Source organism: Pantoea sp. USHLN298 (assembly GCF_037149395.1).
In the GTDB taxonomy this organism is placed as follows: Bacteria; Pseudomonadota; Gammaproteobacteria; order Enterobacterales; family Enterobacteriaceae; genus Pantoea; species Pantoea astica.
Map to the genome: position 1 here is coordinate 252,389 of NZ_JBBCRO010000002.1, position 23,665 is coordinate 276,053.

General features: G+C 56.3%; 20 protein-coding genes. 12 read left to right on the forward strand and 8 right to left on the reverse strand.

The window, feature by feature from the left end; translation table 11 throughout:
- Positions 1-5: 5 nt before the first annotated feature.
- Together pntB and pntA are read right to left on the reverse strand one after the other, a co-directional pair.
- The gene (gene pntB, locus WFK59_RS05830) at positions 6-1,394 is read right to left on the reverse strand and encodes a Re/Si-specific NAD(P)(+) transhydrogenase subunit beta (RefSeq protein WP_233984225.1); all 1,389 of its coding nucleotides are present in this window, start codon (positions 1,392-1,394) and stop codon (positions 6-8) included.
- Between the two features lie 3 nt (positions 1,395-1,397).
- Positions 1,398-2,930, reverse strand: a complete 1,533-nt coding sequence (pntA, locus tag WFK59_RS05835) for a Re/Si-specific NAD(P)(+) transhydrogenase subunit alpha (RefSeq protein ID WP_336755277.1) — start codon at positions 2,928-2,930, stop codon at positions 1,398-1,400.
- Positions 2,931-3,472: 542 nt separating this feature from the next.
- Between pntA and ydgH the strand changes: the two genes are divergently transcribed.
- Positions 3,473-4,426: a DUF1471 family protein YdgH gene (gene ydgH / locus WFK59_RS05840; protein WP_233984223.1), complete on the forward strand. Its 954-nt coding sequence runs from the start codon at positions 3,473-3,475 to the stop codon at positions 4,424-4,426.
- Positions 4,427-4,631: 205 nt separating this feature from the next.
- Positions 4,632-6,023, forward strand: coding sequence for a basic amino acid/polyamine antiporter (locus tag WFK59_RS05845; protein ID WP_336755278.1), 1,392 nt, complete (start codon positions 4,632-4,634; stop codon positions 6,021-6,023).
- On the opposite strand, the gene WFK59_RS05850 is transcribed toward WFK59_RS05845, so the two are convergent.
- A complete protein-coding gene (locus tag WFK59_RS05850) occupies positions 6,020-6,433 on the reverse strand; it encodes a hypothetical protein (RefSeq protein ID WP_233984221.1) in 414 nt (137 codons plus the stop codon). The genes WFK59_RS05845 and WFK59_RS05850 overlap by 4 nt on opposite strands.
- A 177-nt stretch (positions 6,434-6,610) precedes the next feature.
- Here WFK59_RS05850 and rstA point away from each other — a divergent pair, with 177 nt between their 5' ends.
- The 5 genes from rstA (at position 6,611) to WFK59_RS05875 (ending at position 11,867) form a co-directional block, all read left to right on the forward strand.
- The gene (gene rstA, locus WFK59_RS05855) at positions 6,611-7,336 is read left to right on the forward strand and encodes a two-component system response regulator RstA (protein ID WP_233984220.1); all 726 of its coding nucleotides are present in this window, start codon (positions 6,611-6,613) and stop codon (positions 7,334-7,336) included.
- The gene (rstB, locus tag WFK59_RS05860; RefSeq protein WP_233984219.1) at positions 7,333-8,634 is read left to right on the forward strand and encodes a two-component system sensor histidine kinase RstB; all 1,302 of its coding nucleotides are present in this window, start codon (positions 7,333-7,335) and stop codon (positions 8,632-8,634) included. The genes rstA and rstB overlap by 4 nt, the downstream gene beginning before the upstream one ends.
- A gap of 20 nt (positions 8,635-8,654) precedes the next feature.
- Entirely contained in the window at positions 8,655-10,142 is a 1,488-nt protein-coding gene (locus WFK59_RS05865) for a carboxypeptidase M32 (RefSeq protein ID WP_336755279.1), read from the forward strand.
- Positions 10,143-10,299: 157 nt separating this feature from the next.
- The gene (asr, locus tag WFK59_RS05870) at positions 10,300-10,779 is read left to right on the forward strand and encodes an acid resistance repetitive basic protein Asr (protein WP_336755280.1); all 480 of its coding nucleotides are present in this window, start codon (positions 10,300-10,302) and stop codon (positions 10,777-10,779) included.
- A gap of 278 nt (positions 10,780-11,057) precedes the next feature.
- Positions 11,058-11,867 (forward strand): trypsin-like serine peptidase, encoded by an 810-nt coding sequence (locus WFK59_RS05875; RefSeq protein WP_233984216.1) that lies wholly within the window; start codon positions 11,058-11,060, stop codon positions 11,865-11,867.
- A gap of 62 nt (positions 11,868-11,929) precedes the next feature.
- On the opposite strand, the gene hrpA is transcribed toward WFK59_RS05875, so the two are convergent.
- Positions 11,930-15,832 carry an ATP-dependent RNA helicase HrpA gene (gene hrpA, locus WFK59_RS05880; protein ID WP_336755281.1) on the reverse strand — a complete coding sequence of 1,301 codons (3,903 nt, stop codon included), beginning with the start codon at positions 15,830-15,832 and terminating at the stop codon, positions 11,930-11,932.
- Between the two features lie 255 nt (positions 15,833-16,087).
- Between hrpA and azoR the strand changes: the two genes are divergently transcribed.
- Positions 16,088-16,687 carry an FMN-dependent NADH-azoreductase gene (gene azoR / locus WFK59_RS05885; protein WP_336755282.1) on the forward strand — a complete coding sequence of 200 codons (600 nt, stop codon included), beginning with the start codon at positions 16,088-16,090 and terminating at the stop codon, positions 16,685-16,687.
- A 53-nt stretch (positions 16,688-16,740) separates the two neighbouring features.
- Here the strand turns inward: azoR and WFK59_RS05890 are convergent, their stop codons facing one another.
- The 3 genes from WFK59_RS05890 to WFK59_RS05900 are packed head-to-tail and all read right to left on the reverse strand — an operon-like array spanning position 16,741 to position 19,894.
- Positions 16,741-17,067, reverse strand: coding sequence for a YdbL family protein (locus WFK59_RS05890; protein WP_233984213.1), 327 nt, complete (start codon positions 17,065-17,067; stop codon positions 16,741-16,743).
- Between the two features lie 11 nt (positions 17,068-17,078).
- Positions 17,079-17,267, reverse strand: a complete 189-nt coding sequence (locus WFK59_RS05895; RefSeq protein WP_031376780.1) for a YnbE family lipoprotein — start codon at positions 17,265-17,267, stop codon at positions 17,079-17,081.
- A complete protein-coding gene (locus WFK59_RS05900) occupies positions 17,264-19,894 on the reverse strand; it encodes a YdbH family protein (RefSeq protein WP_336755283.1) in 2,631 nt (876 codons plus the stop codon). The genes WFK59_RS05895 and WFK59_RS05900 overlap by 4 nt, the downstream gene beginning before the upstream one ends.
- Positions 19,895-20,041: 147 nt before the next feature.
- Here WFK59_RS05900 and WFK59_RS05905 point away from each other — a divergent pair, with 147 nt between their 5' ends.
- Positions 20,042-21,034 carry a 2-hydroxyacid dehydrogenase gene (locus WFK59_RS05905; protein ID WP_336755284.1) on the forward strand — a complete coding sequence of 331 codons (993 nt, stop codon included), beginning with the start codon at positions 20,042-20,044 and terminating at the stop codon, positions 21,032-21,034.
- A gap of 31 nt (positions 21,035-21,065) precedes the next feature.
- On the opposite strand, the gene WFK59_RS05910 is transcribed toward WFK59_RS05905, so the two are convergent.
- The gene (locus tag WFK59_RS05910) at positions 21,066-21,341 is read right to left on the reverse strand and encodes a putative hemolysin (RefSeq protein ID WP_233984211.1); all 276 of its coding nucleotides are present in this window, start codon (positions 21,339-21,341) and stop codon (positions 21,066-21,068) included.
- Between the two features lie 184 nt (positions 21,342-21,525).
- Between WFK59_RS05910 and WFK59_RS05915 the strand changes: the two genes are divergently transcribed.
- The 3 genes from WFK59_RS05915 (at position 21,526) to WFK59_RS05925 (ending at position 23,515) form a co-directional block, all read left to right on the forward strand.
- Positions 21,526-22,182, forward strand: a complete 657-nt coding sequence (locus WFK59_RS05915; protein WP_336755286.1) for an MgtC/SapB family protein — start codon at positions 21,526-21,528, stop codon at positions 22,180-22,182.
- A 216-nt stretch (positions 22,183-22,398) separates the two neighbouring features.
- Entirely contained in the window at positions 22,399-22,659 is a 261-nt protein-coding gene (locus WFK59_RS05920) for a hypothetical protein (RefSeq protein ID WP_336755287.1), read from the forward strand.
- Positions 22,660-23,350: 691 nt separating this feature from the next.
- A complete protein-coding gene (locus WFK59_RS05925) occupies positions 23,351-23,515 on the forward strand; it encodes a hypothetical protein (RefSeq protein ID WP_233984208.1) in 165 nt (54 codons plus the stop codon).
- Positions 23,516-23,665: the final 150 nt, after the last annotated feature.

The window sequence follows — 23,665 nt, forward strand, 5'->3', positions numbered from 1 at the left end:
TTTTATTACAGCGCTTTCAGAATCGCTTCGACACTGGCTTTGGCATCACCAAACAGCATCTGGGTGTTCTCTTTGAAGAACAGCGGGTTCTGTACTCCGGCATAACCGGTATTCATTGAACGTTTAAAGACGATAACGTTGTGGGCTTTCCACACTTCCAGTACCGGCATACCAGCGATCGGGCTGCGTGGATCGTCCTGCGCGGCAGGATTCACCGTATCGTTAGCGCCAATCACCAGCACGGTATCGGTTTCGCTGAAGTCATCGTTGATTTCATCCATCTCCAGCACCACGTCATAGGGCACTTTGGCTTCCGCCAGCAGCACGTTCATGTGTCCCGGTAAACGCCCCGCCACCGGATGGATGCCAAAACGGACCTTGATCCCCAGCGCACGCAGCCGGGCAGTGATTTCGGCAACCGGATACTGCGCCTGCGCCACCGCCATCCCGTAGCCGGGCGTGATGATCACCGAAGAGGAGGCTTTCAGCATCTCAGCCGTTTCTTCCGCACTGATCTCACGGTGCTCACCTGCCGCTTCGCTCTCATCACTGCTGCCAGATTCGGTGCCAAAACCGCCGGCAATCACGCTGATAAAGGAACGGTTCATCGCCTTACACATAATGTAAGAGAGGATCGCACCGGATGAGCCAACCAGCGCACCGGTGACGATCAGCAGATCGTTGCTGAGCATAAAGCCCGCGGCGGCAGCGGCCCAGCCGGAGTATGAGTTGAGCATCGACACCACCACCGGCATATCCGCTCCGCCGATAGAAGCCACCAGATGCCAGCCAAACGCCAGCGCAATCAGCGTCATCAGCAGCAGCGCGAACACCTGTGCCACGGTACTCTCGGTGTTAACAAACCACAGCAGCAGCAGGAACGACACCACCAGCGCCAGCAGATTGAGCTTGTGGCGATGCGGCAGTGCCAGCGGCCGGGAGGAGATCTTACCGCACAGCTTGCCGAACGCCACCAGCGAGCCGGTAAAGGTCACCGCACCGATAAAGATGCCGATAAAGACTTCGCTCAGATGGATATTTTCCAGCACCGCTGGCAGCCCAGGAGCATGGTCGATGTAACTGTTGATGCCCACCAGTACCGCCGCCAGACCGACAAAGCTGTGCAGAATCGCCACCAGCTCCGGCATTTCGGTCATTTCGACTTTCTTCGCCAGACGCACACCAATCGCGCCGCCGATCACCATCGCCAGCAGGATCCACACCACGTTGCCGCTGTCGGGGCCAAAAATGGTCGCCACCAGCGCAATCGCCATGCCGCTGATACCGAAAAGATTGCCCTGCTTTGAGGTCTCATGTCGGGAGAGACCGGCGAGGCTACAAATAAACAGAATCGCAGCGACAATATAGGCTGCAGTTACTAATCCGCCAGACATGAATTACCCCTTACGAAACATTTTCAGCATGCGCTGGGTGACGGTAAAGCCACCAAAGATATTGATGCTGGCAATCAGCACTGCAATAAAGGAGATGAACGTGACCCAGCCACCGTGCCCCATCTGCAGCACGGCACCGATAACGATAATGCCGGAGATGGCATTGGTTACCGACATCAGCGGCGTATGCAGCGCATGGCTGACGTTCCAGACCACGTAGTAGCCGACCACGCAGGAGAGCGCAAAGACGGTGAAGTGCGACAGGAAATCAGCGGGCGCGACGTTGGCGAGGCAGCCGAACAGTACAATCGCCAGCGCAATCAGCAGATATTTCCGCCACGGTGAGACCGGTTTCGCCTCCACTTTTTGCACATTCTTAGCCGCAGCAGGTGCCGCCTGGGGTGCCGCCGACACCTGAATGGGCGGTGCTGGCCAGGTGACTTCGCCTTCGCGGATCACCGTGACGCCGCGCACCACAACGTCGTCAAAGTCGACCGTAATATTGCCATCTTTCTCTTTGCACAACAGCTTCATCAGGTTCACCAGATTGGTGCCGTAGAGCTGGGATGACTGGGTCGGCAAGCGGCTGGGCAGATCGGTATAGCCGATAATTTTCACGCCGTTCGGGGTAACGGTCACCTGGTTGGCGACGGTCAGCGCGCAGTTGCCGCCGTTTTGCGCCGCCAGATCGACAATGACGCTGCCCGGCTTCATGCTGGCCACCATCTCTTCGGTAATCAGCTTCGGTGCCGGTTTGCCAGGGATCAGCGCGGTGGTCACGATAATGTCCACTTCTCTGGCCTGGCTGGCGAACAGCGCCATCTCGGCCTTGATAAACGCCTCAGACATGACTTTGGCGTAACCATCACCGCTGCCTGCTTCCTCTTCGAAATCGAGTTCGAGGAATTCGGCGCCCATGCTTTGCACCTGCTCCTTAACTTCCGGTCGGGTATCAAACGCCCGGACAATTGCGCCGAGGCTGCCCGCCGCGCCGATTGCAGCCAGGCCGGCAACACCCGCACCAATCACCATCACTTTCGCCGGTGGCACTTTCCCTGCCGCCGTGATCTGACCGGTAAAGAAGCGGCCAAACTGGTGTGCCGCCTCAACGATCGCGCGATAACCGGCAATGTTGGCCATCGAGCTCAGGGCATCCAGTGACTGCGCGCGTGAGATACGTGGCACGGAGTCCATCGCCATCACCGTGACGCGGCGTGCCGCCAGTTTTTCCAGCAATGCAGGATTCTGTGCCGGCCAGATAAAGCTCACCAGCGTACTGCCTTCCCGCGTGAGCGCAATTTCCTCATCGTCCGGCGCGTTCACTTTGAACACGATATCGGATTGCCAGACCTGCTGGCTGTCGCTGAGGGTTGCGCCCGCTGCGACGTAGCTGTCGTCATCGAAACTGGCGCCCAGGCCAGCGTCATGCTCCACAGTGACGCTAAAACCCAGCTTGATCAGTTGCCCGACGGTCTGCGGCGTAGCGGCTACACGTGACTCGTTGAGCAATCGTTCTTTGGGTATTCCAATTAACATAGTGTTTCCTTTCATCGGTTAAAGGATGATGGCCTGAAGCCCGCACGTCATCAGCACAACTGAAACGCTGTTTCAGCTGCTTATGAATGAAATGCACTTATTTCAAAGTATTTATAACCTACTGAAAATGTGACAACCGATCCAGTTCGGCCTGGCAGAGTAGAGACATTCACCCAATTATTCAGTGTTAAAGATAAAAACCCGTGTTATCCCACTACTAAAGTGCGTCATCAGCAGATAATCTGCTATGCATAATCGTGTCAGGGCGCAGATCCGCTTAATAAAAACCTTTATTTAACAATGCATTAACTGTTATAGCACTATTACTTACCGGATTTAGCGATAAGCAGCCCCTTAATCGGGCCGTAAACGTCATTCGTGACAATCAGATGAATAAAGCCCGGTTGAATAACGCGATCTGACACAAAAAATCGCTGCGACAGTCTGTTTATAACATGCAATAATCAGCGGCTAATCTGTTATACATCAAGAGTCCAGCACGTTTTCGTACTCATTTTTGCGTAAGGCGAAGGATTATTTTTATGAAGCTGAAGAACACTATTCTGGCGTCCACCCTGTTATCGCTGCTGGCAGCTAACGCATTTGCCGCGCAGGAGTTAACGCCAGAAAAAGCGGCCGCGTTGAAGCCATTCGAACGTATTAATATCACCGGCCGGTTCAACGCGATTGGCGATGCTGCCGATGCGGTCTCTAAGCGTGCTGATGAAATGGGCGCGGCCTCTTACTATATTCAGGGCATTAACGACACAAACGGCAACAGCGGCAACTGGCGCGTCACCGCCGACCTGTATAAAGCCGATGCACCTGACGCGACGGTGTCAACCAGCTACCGTCGTTTCAACGGCATCAACGAGTTGCCGAAAGCCGAAGCCTATAAACTCGAACCTTTTGATACGGTGTCGGTGAGCGGTTTCTTCGCCAGCCAGCCTGACGTCAATGATGCGGTCTCCAAAGCCGCCAAAGAGAAAGGCGCGGCCTCCTTCTTTATTGTTCGCCAGATTGACGCCAACAACGGCGGCAACCAGTACGTCACCGCCTACGTCTACAAGGCCGATGCCAAAGAGCGTAAGGTGCAGACGCCAAACGCCATTCCGGCCGATTCAGAAGCGGGTAAAGCCGCATTGGCCGCCGGCGGTGCCGCGGCAGCTAACGTTGAAATCCCGGGCGTTGCCTCGTCAGAAACCCCAAGCAAAGGCGTGGGTCGTTTCTTTGAAACTCAATCCTCAACCGGCAAACGCTATACCGTCAATCTGCCAAACGGCAAATCAGTGCAGGAAGTTAACGCCATCACTGCCGCCCAGATGCAGCCGTTTGACACCGTTACCTTTACCGGACACTTTGGCACACCAACCGAGATCTCGGAAGAAGTGGCGAAGCGCGCCGCAGATAAAGGCGCCAAGTACTACCACGTCACCCGTCAGTGGCAGAACCAGAGTGGCGGTAACCTGACCGTGACCGCGGACATCTTTAAGTAATCCTGCCAGGGCGGCGCCCGCCGCCCTGCTGTTTGCATAATTCCTGTGCTGTTTTGCATATTCACGCATTGCCATCCCCTGCCGCACTTCGTAAAATCTGCCGCCTGTTTGACCGGATATTCTCATTGTTATTTGCCTGACGGCGACGATATACCTGAGATGAATACTGGTTTACCCAGCCATATATGCTAGCGGGAAGGTTGTTTTGGAGAAAAAATTAGGTCTCGGTGCCCTGACTGCGCTGGTGCTGAGTTCAATGCTCGGCGCAGGCGTGTTCAGTCTGCCGCAAAATATGGCCGCGGTGGCTGGCCCGGCCGCACTGCTGATTGGCTGGCTGATTACCGGCGTCGGCATTATTTTTCTGTCGCTGGCGATGCTGCTGCTGACCCGTCTCAAACCCGATCTGGATGGTGGCATCTTTACCTACGCGCGCGCCGGCTTTGGCGAGCTGATGGGCTTCTGTTCCGCCTGGGGTTACTGGCTGTGCGCGGTCATCGCTAACGTATCCTATCTGGTGATCGTCTTTTCCGCGCTCAGCTTCTTCACGGACAGCCCAGGCCATGTCATTTTTGGTGACGGCAATACCTGGCAGGCGATGCTCGGCGCATCCGTCCTGCTGTGGCTGGTGCACTGGCTGGTGCTGCGCGGCGTGCAAACAGCCGCCAGCATTAACCTGATGGCGACGCTGGGCAAACTGGTGCCGCTGCTGCTGTTTATTGTGCTGGCGGTGCTGGCGTTTAACTACGATCGGTTCCGCTTCGATTTCTCCGGCGTCACGCTGGGACAGCCGCTGTGGGAGCAGATTAAGCAGACTATGCTGATCACCCTGTGGGTGTTTATCGGGGTCGAAGGCGCGGTGGTGGTGTCAGCGCGAGCCCGGCAGAAAAAGGATGTTGGTCGGGCAACGCTGCTGGCGGTACTGGCAGCGCTGCTGGTCTACCTGCTGGTGACGTTATTGTCACTGGGCGTGGTGCCGCGTGCTGAGCTGGCGGAGATGCGCAATCCGTCGATGGCCGGATTAATGACCCGCCTGATGGGGAACTGGGGCGATGCGGTGATTGCCATCGGTTTGATCATTTCGGTCTGTGGCGCTTATCTGAGCTGGACCATTATGGCGGCCGAAGTGCCGTTAATTGCTGCGCAGCAAGGTGCCTTCCCGCGCAGCATTGCCCGGCAGAACAGACACAATGCGCCAGCCGCCTCACTCTGGCTGACCAACGGCAGCATTCAGCTCTGTCTGATCCTGATCGCGGTGACCGGTGCCAATTACAACAACCTGCTGACCATCGCCTCAGAGATGATCCTGGTACCCTATCTGCTGGTGGGTCTCTACCTGATCAAAGTGGTTCGTGGCCAGCATAAGCCGCTGGCAATGGCGGTGGGCATTGGTGCCAGCCTCTACGGCATCTGGCTGCTTTACGCATCCGGCCCGCTTCATCTGATGGCCTCAGTCATTCTCTATGCGCCAGGCTTATTGCTGTTTCTGTTTGCACGACGCGGCGGCCGCGCGGATATTGCGCTGACCTCACTGGAACGGATTGCGATGGGGCTGTTGATGGCGGCAACGCTGCCTGCGGTGTGGCAGCTGACGACTTAATGTGACTGTAACGGAATGGCGACGCACAGCAGGTCATCCTGCTGTGTCAGATTCAGCGGCTTGCGGTATTCCTGATGAATGGCATCCAGCTGCTCTGCAGAAAGCGGATAAGGCAGCTGAATATCAAAGCGGCTAATCTGTTGCTGTTCAGCCAGCGTAATTAAACGGGCAATGTTAATTTCGTCGCTGACCTGAGTGGAAATGATTTGTAATGCTAATTCTTTAAGCTGGTCATCACTCGCCTGTAAGCTGTGCGCAGATTTACGGGTTACCATGCCGAAAATCGGCATCACACCATAGATCGCATCGACGAAGCTCCAGCGTTTTTTGCAGGAAGCGGAAAGAAAATCACTGTAATTGAAGCAGATGCGGTCACTGTATATGGCTGATGCCAGCTCTTTATCAGACACACTCACGCTCCTCATATTAATCATTACGGTTCCGAACCTGGCGCAGAAAGGCCGCGGTTATGATGGCACATTTTGCCGGTTATATACCAGTGAGATAAGGATATTTCGTGCGATAGCGTAGAGCTCAGGACCAGGAAAAGATATGCTTTCGTTCATCCTTATTCCGCGCAGTGAACTATGAACAAAATCGTTTATGTAGAAGATGAACCCGAAGTGGGCGAGCTGATTGCCGCTTACCTGGGACGTCATGATATTGACGTCATTGTCGAGACGCGTGGCGATCGTGCCGAAGCGGTGATCGCGGAACAACAGCCGGACCTGGTGATGCTGGATATCATGCTGCCAGGCAAAGATGGCATGACCATTTGCCGCGACCTGCGAGCCAACTGGCAGGGACCGATTGTGTTGCTGACCTCGCTCGATAGCGACATGAATCATATTCTGGCACTGGAGATGGGCGCGCAGGATTACATCCTGAAAACCACTCCGCCCGCAGTGCTGCTGGCGCGCCTGCGTCTGCATCTGCGCCAGTCACTGCAGGGACAGCCGGAAGATACGCCGCCTGCCCCGGCCGCCAATCGGATGCTGCGCTTCGGCTCGCTGACTATCGATGCCCTGAATCGTCAGGTGACCCTGTTTGACGAGCAGATCGCCCTTTCCACCGCTGATTTCGACCTGTTATGGGTCCTCGCCAGCCACGCCGGACAGATCCTGAATCGCGATGCGCTGCTCAAAACGCTGCGTGGCGTCAGCTATGACGGTCTTGACCGCAGCATTGACGTTGCCATTTCGCGCCTGCGCAAAAAACTGCACGACAGCGCCACCGAGCCGTTCCGTATCAAAACGATTCGTAACAAAGGCTATCTGTTTGCGCCACAGGCCTGGGACACTCGCGTGCTATGAGAAAGCTTTTTATACAGTTCTACCTGCTGCTGTTTGTCTGCTTTCTGGTGATGACGCTGCTGGTCGGTCTGGTCTACAAATTCACCGCGGAGCGGGCGGGCCGCCAGTCGATGAACGACCTGATGGCCAGTTCACTCTATCTGATTCGCAGTGAACTGCGGGAGATTCCGCCGCGCGACTGGAATAAAACCATCAAGAGTCTCGATCTCGGGCTCTCGTTCGATCTGCACATTGAGCCTATGAGCAAATATCAGCTCGACGACGGCAATATGCGTCGGTTGCGCGCCGGTGAAATTGTCGCGCTCGACGATCAATACACCTTTTTGCAGCATATCCCGCGCAGCCACTACGTGCTGTCGGTCGGACCGATCCCCTATCTGTTCTACCTGCACCAGATGCGGCTGCTGGATATTGCGCTGCTGGTGTTTATCGGCATGTCGCTGGCGCTGCCCGTCTTTATCTGGATGCGACCGCACTGGAAAGAGATGCAGCGGCTGGAAAAAGCTGCTCAGCGCTTTGGCCGCGGTGAACTGGATGTGCGGACCCATTTTGACAGCACCTCCAGCCTGTTCCGGCTCGGCATCGCCTTTAACCAGATGGCGGAGAACATCAATACGCTGGTTGCCAGTAAGAAGCAGCTGATTGATGGCATTGCGCATGAGCTACGAACGCCGCTGGTTCGCCTGCGCTACCGGCTGGAGATGAGCGATAACCTGACGGATGGCGAGCGGGTGGCGCTCAACCGCGATATCGGCCAGCTGGAGAGCCTGATTGAAGAGCTGCTGACCTATGCCCGGCTCGACCGGCCTCGCGTCGACCTCAACCTGCGTTCGCTGGATCTGGCGAACTGGCTGCGCGAGCGGCTCGATGACTTTCGCGCCATCAATCCGCAGGTTCAGATGGATCTTGATCTGCCACAGCGGGAAAACACCGGCGTCTCCGATACCCGGCTGATGGAGCGGGTACTGGATAATCTGGTCAACAACGCGCTGCGCTATGCCAGTCAGCGGCTGCGAATTAGCCTGTGGTTTGACGGGCCAATGGGCTGCCTGCAGGTGGAAGATGATGGGCCTGGCATTCCGGCTGAAGAACGCCAGCGGGTATTCGAACCTTTTGTCCGGCTCGATCCCAGCCGCGATCGGGCAACCGGCGGATGCGGACTCGGACTAGCGATAGTGCACTCTATTGCGCAGGCGCTGAGTGGCCAGGTGACGATTGAGTCCAGCCCGCTCGGCGGGGCCAGCGTTCGCTTTTGCTGGCCGGTTGATCTACCCTTGCGGGAAATTCCGCTGCGTTAAACTATTACAAGGAGTCTTACATGGCCTCAGCGTATCAACAACTTAGCGCGACGTTTCAGCGCCTGTCGCGGTTTAATCACGTCACCGCCATCGCCGGCTGCGATATGCAAACCACCATGCCACCGGGCGGCAGCCGGGCGCGCGGTGAAGCGCTGGCTGAGATGAGCGTGTTGCAGCACCAGATTCTGACCGCCCCGCAAATCGGTGACCTGCTGCAACAGGCAGAGCAGCAATCCCTGAATGATGTGGAGCGCGCCAACCTCAATGAAATGAAGCGCGCTTATCAGCAAGCCAGCCTGTTACCGGATGCCTTTGTCGAGGCGAAGTCGCTGGCTGGTTCTGTCTGTGAACATGCCTGGCGCACCCAGCGTCCGGCCAATGACTGGCAGGGTTTTGCTGCCAACCTGAAAGAAGTCGTTCGCCTGAGCCGTGAGGAAGCGCAGTTGCGCGCAGAAGCTAACGGCTGTTCGCGCTATGACGCATTGCTGGATCTGTATGAGCCCGGCATGACCCGCGCCAGACTGGATGAGACCTTTGGCAAACTCAAACGCTGGCTGCCGCAGCTGTTACAGCAGGTGGTAGAGAAACAGGCGCAACAGCCCGTTGCGCTGCCGCAGGGACCGTTTGACCTGCCCGCGCAGCGCCAGCTTGGCCTGAGCATCATGGAAACGCTGGGTTTCGACTTTAACCACGGGCGGCTGGATGTCAGCGCACATCCCTTCTGTGGCGGCGTACCGGAAGATGTCCGCATCACCACCCGTTACAATGAGCAGGAGTTTCTCAGCGCCATGATGGGCGTGATCCATGAAACCGGTCACGCACGCTATGAGCAAAATCTGCCGCAGCAGTGGCGCGGTCAGCCGGTGGCGCTGGCCCGTTCAACTGCGATTCACGAATCGCAGAGCCTGTTTATGGAGATGCAGCTGGGCCGCAGCCGCGAATTTCTGCAGCGCATACTGCCGCAAATCATCACCACCTTTGGCGATCAGCCCGCGCTGCAGGCGGACAACTTCATCCGGCTGGCGCAGCAGGTGAAACCGGGGCTGATTCGGGTCGATGCCGACGAGCTCAGCTACCCGGCGCATGTGATTCTGCGTTATGAGATTGAGCAGGCGCTGATTGAAGGCGAGATTGAGGTTGAAGATATTCCGGCGCTGTGGGATGAGAAGATGCAGCAGTCGCTGGGCCTGGATACTCGTGGCAACTACCGTGATGGCTGTATGCAGGATATTCACTGGACCGACGGTGCCTTCGGCTACTTCCCGACCTACACCCTGGGCGCGATGTACGCCGCCCAGCTGTTCCAGGCGGTCAAAAAAGCGATTCCACAGCTCAGCGAGCTGATCCAGCACGGCGAACTGCAGCCGGTCTTCCACTGGCTGCAACAGAACATCTGGCAGCATGGTAGCCGCTTCTCAACCGATCAGTTACTGATTAACGCCACCGGCGAGCCCCTCAATCCGCTCTTTTTCCGTCAGCACCTTGAACAACGCTACCTGAATAACTAAACTTCGCGGCGGTCATCTGACCGCCCTTTTCCCGCCTTGTACAATCGGTTACACGCCGATACCAAACACCCACGGACACCCTGCATCGATTTCCCTATAGTCTCTTCACCGGCCCCGCAGTGGGCTACACATGAAAAAAAAGTCCGAGGAATTTGCAATGAAAAAATTATTTGCACTGGTTGTCGCCGCTGCTATGGGTATGTCTTCTGTTGCCTTCGCTGCTGAAACAACGGCTGCACCTGCCGCTGCACCTGCGACCACAACGACCGCAGCTGCGCCAGCAAAAACTGCACACAAAACTGAACACAAGAAACACAAAAAAGCGGTGAAAAAAGACGCAGCACAGAAAGCGCAGGCGGCTAAAAAAGTTCACCACAAAAAAGCAGTAAAACCGGCTGCGCAGAAAGCGCAGGCTGCTAAGAAAGTGCACCACAAAAAAGCCACCAAGCCTGCTGCCCAGAAAGCGCAGGCCGCTAAGAAAGTTCACCACAAAAAAGTGACTAAGCCTGCTGCACAGAAAGCCCAGGCGGCTAAAAAAGTGCACCACAAAAAAGCCACCAAGCCTGCTGCCCAGAAAGCGCAGGCAGCTAAAAAAGTTCATCACAAAAAAGTCGTTAAACCAGCGGCTAAGAACTAAGGTCGCCGTAGCGCGCCCGGCCACGCGTTAATGATTAAAAACACCCGGTTATGCCGGGTGTTTCTTTACTGGAGTGGATGAAATGGTGCGTCGCTATCGCTTCGAAATTATTCTGCTGATTATGATCCTCTGTGGCATTGTGGCAGCGAGCTTTTTTATTTAACGGTTGTAGCGTACTGATTAACCAATAAAACTCCCTTTTTTAGCGCCTAACGACTATAGTTATCGCAGTTGCCTGATAACAATAACGTTACTTTTTTCTCGCCATTGAGAGTTCTATGCGCCTGGCTATCTTGTTAATGGTTGGACTTTTCAGCTTTACCTCCTTTGCTCATGCCGATGACGACGACGACACGCCAACCGCGGCTGAAATCAAAATGCTGTTTTTCGGCAAAGATCATCGACAAGCCATCACCGATATTACCGCGGCGCCCTGGGATGCCATTGGTCAGCTGGAAACCGAAAGCGGTAACCTCTGCACCGCCACGCTGATTTCACCGCATCTGGCCCTGACCGCCGGACACTGCTTACTCGCGCCACCGGGCAATTTCGACAAGCCGGTTGCGTTGCGCTTTATGGCCAGTGATAAAGGCTGGCGTTATGAAATTCACGATATCGATGCCCGCGTCGAACCGTCGCTGGCTTCGAAGCTGAAAGCGGATGGTGAAGGCTGGATCGTGCCGAGTAATGCTGCCCCCTTTGATTATGGCATCGTGATTTTGCGCAATCCGCCCTCCGCTATTACGCCGATTCCGCTGTTTGACGGTTCACGCAGTGATTTAACCGCGGCGCTGAAGCAGACCGGCCGCAAAGTGACTCAGGCGGGTTATCCGGCCGATCATCTCGATACGCTCTATTCGCACAGTGACTGCCTGATTACCGGCTGGGCGCAGCGCGCCGTGCTGTCGCATCAGTGTGATACGCTGCCCGGCGACAGTGGCTCGCCGCTGCTGCTGAAAGGGGATAATGGCTGGCAGTTAATTGCGGTACAGAGCTCGGCACCGGCCGCCAAAGATCGCTATCTGGCCGACAACCGGGCGATTGCCGTCACCTCATTCAGAGATGAACTGGAAGCCTTAGCGCAGTAACAGTCTCTTCACGGGCAACAGAAGCCGGGGGCACGTCATCACTGACGCGCCCCCGTTTTTTATCAGCCCGCAATCTGCTCCATGGTCTGCAGAATGCGCTTGTCAGAGATCGGATAAGGCGTGCCGAGCTGCTGGGCAAAATAGCTGATCCGCAACTCTTCAATCATCCAGCGGATCGCCTTCACCTCTTCATCATCCTGGCGCTGCGGTGGCAATTTATTGCGCCACGCCTGGTATGCCTGCTCCACCGCCTGCACTTTCAACATCCGCGCCCGATCGCTGTGCGGATCGGCGGGCAATTTTTCCAGCCGCCGTTCGATGCCGTGCAGGTAGCGCAGGCTGTCGCCGAGGCGCTGCCAGCCATTGCCGGTGACAAAACCGCGATAGACCAGACCACTGAGCTGCGCCTTGATGTCGGATAGCGCCAGCGCCATCGTCATGTCGACCCGCCCTTTCAGCCGCTTATTGATGTTGAATACCGCCGTCAGGATCTGCTCGACCTGCTTAGCTATGGTCACCACGGTTTCATTCAGTTCACCGCGCACTTTATCCCGCAACGCCTCAAAGCCGGCCTGATCCCAGGCAGGTCCGCCCGCGTCGGCGATCAGCTTATCGATGCCACAGGCGATACAGTCGTCGATCAGCTCCATCACTTTGCCATACGGATTAAAGTAGAGACCGAGTTTGGCCTTGTTCGGCAGCTTTTCGTGCAGATATTTCACCGGCGACGGCACGTTCAGCAGCAACAGACGGCGCTGACCGCGCCACATCATTTTTTGCTGCTCCTGTTCGCTGTCGAACAGCCGGATGGCAACGCTCTCTTTCTCATCGACCAGCGCCGGCCAGGCTTTCACCTGATAACTGCCGCGCTTCTGCTCATAGCTGCGCGGCAAATCACCGAAGCTCCAGATATGCAGCCCGCTCTGTTCCAGCCCGTCATCCGCCACTTTCGACAACGTTTCCTGCACTTTGCCTTTCAGCTGCGCCTTGAGGGCGGTCAGATCTTTGCCTTCCAGCAGTTTGCGGTTGTGTTCATCTACCACCCGGAAGGTCATTTTCAGATGATCGGGCACCTGTTCCCACTGCCAGTTGTCCCGCTCCAGCGTGACGCCGGTCATGCGGCGAAACTCACGCGACAGCGCATCCAGCAGCGGCATCTCCATTGCGGTAACCCGGCCGAGAAACGCTTCGGCATAGTTAGGCGCCGGCACCAGATTGCGACGCAGCGGTTTAGGCAGCGACTTAATCAGCGCGATAATCAGTTCACGTCGCACGCCCGGGATCTGCCACTCAAAGCCGCTGTCATCCACCTGATTAAGCAGCGGCAGCGGAATATGCACCGTCACGCCATCGGCATCGGCACCCGGTTCAAACTGGTAGCTCAGCTTCAGCCTGAGATTGCCCTGATGCCAGAAGTTGGGATAGTCGAGCTGGCTGACCTTATCCGCGCCCTCTTTAATCAGCATCTGCTTATCAAAGTTCAGCAATTCCGCATTGTCACGGCTGGCCTGCTTCCACCAGCTATCAAAGTGCTTCGCTGAGACCACCTCTTTACCGATACGCTGATCGTAAAAGGCAAACAGGGTTTCGTCATCGACCAGAATGTCGCGACGGCGCGATTTATGCTCCAGATCTTCAACTTCGCTGCGCAGCTTCTGGTTGGTGCGGAAGAAGGCGTGACGCGTCTGCCAGTCACCTTCCACCAGCGCATGGCGAATAAACAGCTCGCGGCTCAGAGTCGGATCGATAGCGCCATAGTTAACCTTGCGCGCCGCCACAATCGGCAGGCCATACAGCGTCACTTTTTCGGTTGCCATCACCGCGCCCTGTGATTTCTCCCAGTGCGGTTCGCTGTAGCTGCGCTTGATCAGATGCTGCGCCAGCGGCTCAATCCATTCCGGCTCGATGCGGCCGGCGGTCCGGCCCCAAAGCCGGCTGGTCTCGACCAGTTCCGCCACCATGGTCCATTTTGGCGGCTTTTTAAACAACCCGGAGCCGGGGAAGATGGCGAAGCGGGTATTGCGCGCGCCGGTGAACTCCTGCTTATCCGCATCCTTCTGGCCGATATGCGACAGTAGCCCGCTTAACAGCGCGCAGTGGATCTCGCGCATGCCTGCCGGCTCGCTGTTGACCGGAATGCCCAGTTCGCGCACCACCTGCCGCAGTTGGGTGTAGATATCCTGCCATTCGCGCACCCGCAAATAGTTAAGGAAGTCACTTTTGCACTGGCGGCGGAACAGGTTACCCGACAGCGCTTTCTGCTGCTCCGCCAGGTAATTCCATAAATTGACGAAGGCCAGGAAGTCGGAATCTTTATCGGCGAATCGACGGTGTTTTTCATCTGACGCCTGCTTTTTCTCGGCGGGCCGCTCACGCGGGTCCTGAATCGATAAGCCCGCAGTAATGATCATCACTTCGCGGACGCAGCCAAATTTCTGTGCTTCCAGCACCATTCGCGCCAGACGAGGATCGACCGGCAACTGCGCCAGCTGGCGGCCTGAACCGGTCAGCCGGTAATGGCCATCGTCTTCATTCAGGGTCAGTGCGCCCAGCTCTTCCAGCAGGCGTACGCCATCCTGAATGTTGCGCTTATCGGGCGCTTCCACAAACGGGAACGCGGCGATATCACCCAGGCCCAGCGCGGTCATCTGCAGAATCACCGATGCCAGGTTAGTGCGAAGAATTTCCGGATCGGTAAACGCCGGGCGACTGAGAAAATCATCCTCAGAGTAGAGGCGGATACAGATCCCCTCTGACACGCGTCCACAGCGTCCTTTACGCTGATTGGCCGACGCCTGTGAAATCGGCTCAATCGGCAGCCGCTGCACTTTGGTGCGGAAGCTGTAGCGGCTGATGCGCGCCGTTCCCGGATCGATTACATATTTGATGCCCGGCACCGTCAGCGAGGTTTCCGCCACGTTGGTAGCCAGTACGATTCGCCGGCCGCTGTGCGACTGAAATACCCGGTTTTGCTCGGCATTCGACAGGCGGGCGTAGAGCGGCAGAATCTCGGTATGCGGCAGATCGCGTTTAATCAGTGCGTCTGCGGTATCACGGATCTCGCGCTCACCGCTCATGAAAATCAGGATATCGCCGCGACTCTCATGGCCCAGTTCATCCACCGCATCAAAGATCGCCTGCAGCTGATCGCGATCGCCATCATCCGCCTCTTCCACCACCGGCCGGTAGCGCACTTCCACCGGATAGGTACGGCCGGAAACTTCAATCACCGGCGCATTATTGAAATGCCGTGAAAAGCGCTGCGGATCGATGGTGGCCGAGGTAATGATCACCTTGAGATCGGGCCGGCGCGGCAGCAGTTCGCGCAGGTAACCCAGCAGGAAGTCGATATTCAGGCTGCGCTCATGCGCTTCATCAATAATGATGGTGTCGTACTGCATCAGCAGACGGTCCTGCTGTATTTCCGCCAGCAAAATCCCGTCGGTCATTAATTTAATCTGGGTCAGATCGCTGACCTGATCGTTAAAACGCACTTTATAGCCGACGCAGCCGCCAGGCGTGGTATCCAGTTCGTCGGCGATACGGTTGGCCACGGTACGGGCCGCCAGGCGGCGTGGCTGAGTATGTCCAATCAGCCCGGTCACGCCGCGTCCCAGCGCCAGACAGATTTTCGGTAACTGGGTGGTTTTACCGGAGCCGGTTTCGCCCGCCACAATCACCACCTGATGATCGCGTATCGCTTCAGCAATATCCTGCTGCTTCTGGCTGACCGGCAGATTTTCCGGGAAGGTGATGGCCGGCGTAGCCGCGCGGCGCTGGGCCACCCGCTGTTCGGCAGCGGCAAAATCCTGTTCCAGCTCGCTGGCGATGCCCTGCTGAGCGGCGGGATTTTTCACTTTCCTGGCGCCCTGTAAGCGGCGCTGCAGGCGCTGGCGATCGCGCAGCATTAACCCGTCAAGCCGTGACCAGAGTGAAGCCAGTGGGGAGGTATCGGGAGATGACATAATAATGACGTACCTTACTCAGACGCTGTCGCTGCTGTCGCAGCGCGCTGCAAGCCGGGATAACCGGCTGATTCAATAAAATAATTAGGCGCATCATAGCACATTTCGACCTGCGCCGGCGCGCGGCGCACGTTACGCTTATTCAATAAATTCGAACATTGACCTCGAAATATTGCGCTTTCACCGCGCCATTGATAACCGTAGAGTGTAAACCATTGAGCGGAAAGCCTTCCGCGTTACAGACAGGAAATCGCCATGAGCAAAGTTTTAGTTCTGAAATCAAGCATCCTCGCAGGCTACTCACAATCCAGCCAACTGGCTGACTTCTATGTCGAACAGGCAAAATCTCAGGGCAAAGAAGTGACCGTCCGCGATCTGGCGGCTAACCCGATTCCGGTACTGGATGGTGAGCTGGTCGGCGCGCTGCGTCCGTCTGACGCTCCCCTGTCGCCACGTCAGCAGGAGGCGCTGGCGCTGTCTGATGAGCTGATTGCAGAACTGCAGGCCCATGATGAAATCGTGATTGCGGCACCTATGTACAACTTCAACATTCCGACTCAGCTGAAGAACTATTTCGACCTGATTGCCCGTGCTGGCGTGACCTTCCGCTACACCGAAGCAGGCCCGGAAGGTCTGGTGAAAGGCAAGCGTGCGGTGGTGATCTCCAGCCGCGGCGGCATTCACAAAGATACCGCGTCCGATCTGCTGACCCCTTACGTGAAACTGTTCCTGGGCTTCATCGGCATCACCGACGTTGAGTTCGTGTTCGCTGAAGGTATCGCTTACGGTCCGGAAGTGGCCAACAAAGCCACCGCAGAAGCTAAAGACGCCATCCAGCAGATCGTTACTGCCTAATCATTTGATGCCGTTGTACTTGCCGGGCCCTGTGCCCGGCTTTTTTATGCCTGCTATTGCTCTTTTTTCAGCCACTGACCATTAATGCCGCGCACATATTCTCCTGCGGCGGCCCGGCTCACCAGCTTCTGACCGGCAATCGCGGCCACCTCGGCGGTGGTTAAATGGTTCTGCTCTGCTACCCGCTGATACTGCTGCTGTCGCCCCGCATTGATTTTCTCCGTCAGCGCCAGGGTTTCGCTGTCCTGCGCACGCGCGGCCAGATAGCCAGAAAGGGTTTCGCCGACCCGTCCCGACTGACGCGCCTCATCCAGCGTCAGCGCCCAGGCAGGCTGGGCGATCATCAGGGCAAGTAACAGGGCTACGCTGATGCGTTTCATACTCGCTCTCCTCAGAACAGATCGCTCTGGTTTTTCAATAACGCTTCCACGTCTTTATCCACTTTGATGTGAATCTCATGCTCGATTTTCACGTTCATGTTGATGGTGATCGGATCTTTCGGTGCCGTCACTTCAATGCGCGGCACGCAGCCGATCAGCGGCAGCCCGGCTGCCAGAACCAGTAATGCCCTGAGGCTCATGGTGTGGTGTCCTTGTTCGATGGCAGGGCGGCATGTTGCTCCACCCAGGATTGCAAATTATCGCCAAAGCGCAGACTGCGCCACAGCTGAAACAGATTTTCCTGATGACGATAGTTGAGATTCACGGTCTGCCGACGATTACTGAACTGGCTGACGCCCTGCACCTGGGCCTCCATGGTGAGATCGCCCACCGTATTCAGATTCAGCGTGGCCCAGGAGCGGGAGATTTCCATGTAGCGCAGCCAGTCCAGCGCCGCGCCGGTGGCGACATTATTGCGGGTGATCGCATCCGCCATATCTTTATCCAGCCGGAAGGTCAGCGGGCCACTGTTGGCGATCCACCCTTTCTCGATCAGCCAGCGCGGATGGTTCAGCCACAGCGGCAGTTCGCCGTTGATCCGGCCCGACATGGCAAACTGTTTCGGTTTAATCGCCGTCACCAGCTCACTCAGGCTGATATTGCGCAGCGACACGCGCGCCGGCTGATGCTGCGGCATCCGTAATGCCGGTAAGCTAATCTGACCGCCCAGCAGATCGAGACTCACCTCCTGTAAGGTCAGCGGCGCCTGTTCGCTCCACGGCCAGGCGCCCTGCAGATCGGCGCGTATATTCTGCATCGCAAACTGGTTTTTTATCTCAGCGATACGCAGCGATACCGGGCCATGCTGTCCAAACTGCCACTGCTGATCTTTCAGGCGGAACGGCAGCGAGAAATCGACGCCGTTAATTTCACTGTCCGGAGTCCAGAGACTGCCCGCTTTGACTATCCAGTGACCACCCGCCTGGAAACCCTGATCGCGCGCCGCCGAGAACGCCACCTGCGCCCGCAGCTCACCGCCGCGAATCTGCATTTTCAGATCCGGACTGAGTAAGGTCTGAAACACGGTCAGCGATTGCTGCGGCCACCAGGCTTCACCACGCAGCCGTTCGCCATCCCAGCGACCGTTGACCCGCACCGGACCCACCCTGCCAGCGTTGAGTGATCCTCGCCAGGTAAAGTTACCGGGATCGCGACCTTTCGCTTCGAAGTCGAGCGTCGAATCCGCCAGCCTGCCGCCATAACTGAATCGGGTGGCGCCCGCCTGTAGCCGGAAGCTGCCGTTGAAAGAGGGATTCTGCGCCGCGCGCTGCCAGTTGACCGGCGCAGTCAGCTTCAGCCGCGGCTTTTCCACCTGAACGCTGCCATAAGCGAGGTGGTTGAAGCCGGTGGAGAGCGTATCCAGATGAATCAGCGTGTCCCGCCAGCCGCCGGTGCCTTTAACATCCCAGCGCGCCTGAAGCGGCAGCATTTCACCTCCGCCCCAGTAACGCCAGTTCCATTCGCCTTTATCCGGCCAGAAATCGGTGGCGCGGCCATCCAGATGCAGCCGGAAATGACCAAAGCTGGGGTCGTGCGCATTCAGGATCGCCTGTAACCGCCCATCAATGCCCTGTGCGGAGATCCGGACGCCAGCCAGCGGCCAGCGCGCCTCATCCACCTCCAGCGTAGAGAGCAGACGACCCCGCAGGCGCAGCAGTGATTTGGGTTGTAACACCAGTTGCGGATCGAGCAGTGAGCCGCTGAGCAGACCCGGGATCGATCCATACAGCTGCAGCTCGGCCAGCTTGCTTTCGCCGGTCAGCTGAAAGGGCAAATGGCTGTCGGTCAGACTCAGATGCCCCGGACCGAGACCCAGCACCACGTTGCCTTTACCGCCGCGTCCCTGGGTTAACAGGTTAATCCGGCCGCTGATCTGGCTGGTTTCAAGGCCCGACTGCCAGTTATCCAGCGTCAGATTGATAAATCCGGAGAGCGGCTGACCGGCCAGCGGCCAGAAGTACTGGCCCTGCTCGATGCGGATCTGATCGTCGCCGATCTGCCACGGCAGTTGCAGCAGCGGCCGGACGTTATCCGGCATCGCCACACTGAGCACGCCCTGTTGCTGCTGCCAGTTAAGGGTCAGCTGCAGCGGATGCGGCAGCGCGGTCAGCGCCAGTTGCCCGGCGACTTCGCCGCTCACCGGCAGGCCGCTGGCGAAGGTCGGCAGCTCCAGATGGCCGCTGAGTGTAACCGGCTCAGGCAATGCGGGATGATTCAGCGTCAGGCGATTGATGGCGAGCTGCTGTCCGGTCAGCGTCGCCGCCAGTTGCAGATTTTCACCCTGATAACGGAGTTGCTGCTGATTTTTCTCTAAGGTCAGATCCAGGGCGCCGGCGTAAGCCTGCCACGGCGTAACAACCAGTTTCGCCAGGTGAACGTCGGCGCCCGGCAGCATCGCCTGCCACTCGGCCAGGGTTTTGGGTGCCGCCGAGGGGCCGTCAGCGGCAGGTAATTTTTGCAGGCAGTCGCTGTTCAGCGTCAGCTGTGCGGCATTCAGCTTCCAGCGGGAATTTTGCCAGCCGAGTGACACGTCATTCACTTCCGCCAGCGGACAATCCTGTGCCAGATAGCGAATAGCCGGAAACCACAGGCCGCCGTCCCGCCAGCGCGGCGAGCCGGAAAGCGCAATCCGGGTATCTGGCGGCAGCCAGATGCCGACTAACCGTGGCAGCCATTGGGTGATCGTCAGCAGTAAGCCCAGCAGCAGCAGAATCAGCGCCAGAATGGCCGCCAGCCGTCGCCGGAAAATCCGTGGCATCACAGCCATAATCCTTTTCCTTACAGTATCCTGACAATGATGATGGCATGTAACGTCCCGAAGGTGAAGGTCCCGCCCGCGCGCAAATCAGCGGTTAGAGCAAAGTCAGTCAGAAAACGTTATCCTTGTTTCACACCCGTACGCAGGAGCACAACGATGAAGATCGCGGTTTACAGCACCAAACATTACGATCAGAAGTACTTCGAACAGGTTAATCAGCAATTCGGTTTCGAACTGGTCTTTTTTGACTTTTTGCTTACCGAGAGCACGGCAAAAAATGCCGTCGGCTGTGATGCCGTCTGTATCTTTGTCAACGATGATGGCAGCCGCCCGGTACTGGAAGAGCTGGCGTCGCTGGGCGTGAAGTACATTGCCCTGCGCTGTGCCGGTTTTAATAACGTCGATCTGGCCGCCGCGGCGGAGTTTGGCCTGCCAGTCGTCAGGGTGCCGGCCTATTCCCCGGAAGCGGTGGCGGAACATACCGTGGGTATGATGCTCACCCTGAATCGTCGAATCCATCGCGCCTATCAACGCACCCGTGACGCCAACTTCTCACTCGACGGGCTGACCGGATTTAATATGCACGGTAAAACCGCTGGCGTCATCGGTACCGGTAAAATTGGTATCGCGACGATGCGGATCCTGAAGGGATTGGGTATGCACTTGCTGGCCTTTGATCCCTATCCCAGCGATGAAGCACTGGCTTTGGGTGCCGAATATGTCGATCTGAAAAGGCTGTTTGCCGAATCGCATGTGATTACGCTGCACTGTCCATTGACGTCAGAAAATTATCACCTGCTTAATGCCGAGGCGTTCAGCCAGATGCGTGATGGCGTGATGATCATCAACACCAGCCGCGGTAGCCTGATCGATTCCCAGGCGGCAATTGATGCGCTGAAACAACAGAAGATTGGGTCGCTTGGCATGGATGTGTATGAGAATGAACGCGATCTGTTCTTTGAAGATAAGTCGAATGATGTGATTCAGGACGATGTTTTCCGCCGTCTCTCTGCCTGCCACAACGTACTGTTTACCGGCCATCAGGCGTTTTTAACCGCCGAAGCGCTGACCGCCATCTCTGAAACAACCCTGAGTAATCTCAGCCAGCTCGATCGTGGCGAAAATTGTCCGAATCAACTCTCAGCCTGAACAGGCGGGCCGGAAACCTCCGGCCTGTCACTTAACGGGCGCAGCGTCCGCCGATCAACGCCTGCTCGTCGCAGCGACGACCATTCACCAACTGGCACATCCCGACCCGGGAGCCGTCCAGCTGATGTGAGAAAGCCAGCGTGCCGCCTGCATTGGAACAGGTACTTTCTGCCAGCGAGGACATCATCACCCGTGGCTGGATATGGGCGGCTGTCGCCTGTTGCGGTGGCTCGTTGTCATCACTGTTGCTGCTGCAGGCAGAGAGTAACAGAGCGGCACCGGCCAGCAATAAGGTGGCTGCTTTCATCAATCGGACTCCGGGAGTTGTGGTTAAAGGCCTGGTCAGCATATGTCAGGCAGCACAAGGGGTCGAGAGGTGAAACAGCTTTTTACAAAATTCTCCCGCGTCATTTGCAAGCAGAATTATCTTGTTTACCTGCTATCAGCGAATCGTCAGACTTCCTCTGCCATTCTTAAATCGGAGTAATGCCATGTTAATGGACATGTTAATTCGCATCGCCCTGGCAGGCATCCTTGGTGGCCTGATCGGAATGGAGCGCCAGATGCGCGCCAAAGAGGCGGGGCTGCGCACTCACATTCTGGTCGGCATCGGCAGCGCGATGTTTATGCTGGTGTCGAAATATGGGTTTGCCGACATGCTGACCAATGAGCATGTCGCGCTGGACCCGAGTCGCGTGGCGGCTCAGGTGGTCAGCGGTATGGGTTTCCTGGGCGCAGGCACCATCATGGTTCAGAAACAGGTGGTGAGAGGTTTAACCACCGCCGCAGGCCTGTGGGTGACGGCGGCGATTGGCCTGGTGATCGGTAGCGGGATGTATGAGATCGGCATCTACGGCACGGTGCTGGCGTTGGTAGTGCTGGAAGTCTTTCGCCGTCTCAGCCATTTTTTGATCGGCAAGCATCATACGCTGCTGGTGTTTCTCAAACCCAAAAGCGTGCCGCTGGTGTTACTGGTGATGCAACGCGAAGGGATTCGATACGGTAACGTGACGGTGGTCAATCGCGATGAAGAGAGCGGCCTGTGCGAACTCAGCATTCAGGTGACACTGTCACGCAAATCCAACGATGCGCACCTTTACGATAAGGTGATGGAGATCAAAGGGGTGCAGTCGCTGGAGATGATGTAGCTGCGCCTGACCGGGGTTGATGCGAGTAGAGATGTCAAAAGTGATGGGCAAAAATCACCGCGCATCAGGGTCGCGAACCGGCGGTAAAGCGCCTGCGGTTACGCAAAATTCACCTTCTCGTCACCCTTTTTCAATGACCTGAAACATGGAGCCGGGGGTAAATTGATGCCATAATTCGCCTTAATTGATCTACGTGATAATTCTGGCTGGAGACTAATGGCTTTTAATCCGGATAATGTTGACGATGCCCTGTCCGATGGCAGGCATAGAAATTACGGCATGATGCTTAAACTGATCGTCCCGGTTGCCATCGCCGTAGCGGTCGGCATCATGCTGATCGTTAACCATCGGGATTCTGTGAACAATGCGTTAGATACCGGCAACTGTCTGGTTGAGGACGGTATTCACGAATTTTTTGCCTCACTCAAGCTGTTCCTGCACCAGGCCTATCGCTGGATTTTTAAAGCCTGTGGGTAATAGAAATTAATGCAGTAAAAAATGAATTAAGCCGTGATGGTTTATCAATAGCAACACGCCAACATACATAATTGCAACATAGCATAATAGAAAAACAATCAGCGTAACGCTGAATTTGTATTTTTTGATTTTTTTTGCCTTCCCTGAATGAGTCATATTCTTTATACAGCAAAGCAGAGTATAGATTACGTTGCTGGTTATTTAACGTTTTCGTTAAAATTCTGTATTCACAAAACGTGCGCCGTGGCGTGTTTACAGATTTTTCCTGCGCCTGATGATTAAGTGACCCGTAACGGACAATATTACATACGCTATTGCAATAATGTATCCGCTCTGCGGGAGCGGGCAGCCCTTCCCTTGCGCCCAGCAGTGACGCCACCTGAACGCTGTTTAATCGCAGCATTATCGAGCACGCGGCCAGAAACCCAATTTAAACGTCATGGTCATAATTATAATTCAGGCTAATAAACAGCGTTTCAACAGCGCTGTTATATTCAACCTTACCGCTGCCCGGATATATCAGCCAGCCGGAAGTTATAGAGATACTGACTTTACCGAAAGCATGCTCTTTATAGTAAAAATATCTGTTTTTGATTTAAATCAATCCAGCCAGCTGCAGATTATTTTTTGTTGAGACCTTATTGAATGAATCTGGCGCACCCTGTTCGCTTTTATTAACGCGGTAACCGCCATGAAATACCTGTTCGTTCTGTTAATTGTTTTTATTAATGCGGGATGTGCCGCAAAAAAAACAGATGCCGTGAGCGCAGCCTGGCAGGCATCGATGCCCTCCTGCTCAGCACACAGCAGCGAGATCGATTGTCAGTGGAATAATGTGCCGGATCGCGATGGTTAACCGCGCACCTGACCCGAGAGCCGCGCTTATCCTTCAGCTGCGCTGAGCGGCTGGTGTCACCGCGACGGCTAACCTCTCTTACCTGGCGGGCGGTGCACGTTTATCTGCTGATTAGTTCACGCCAGCGCTGACAAGCGCGGCAACAATCCG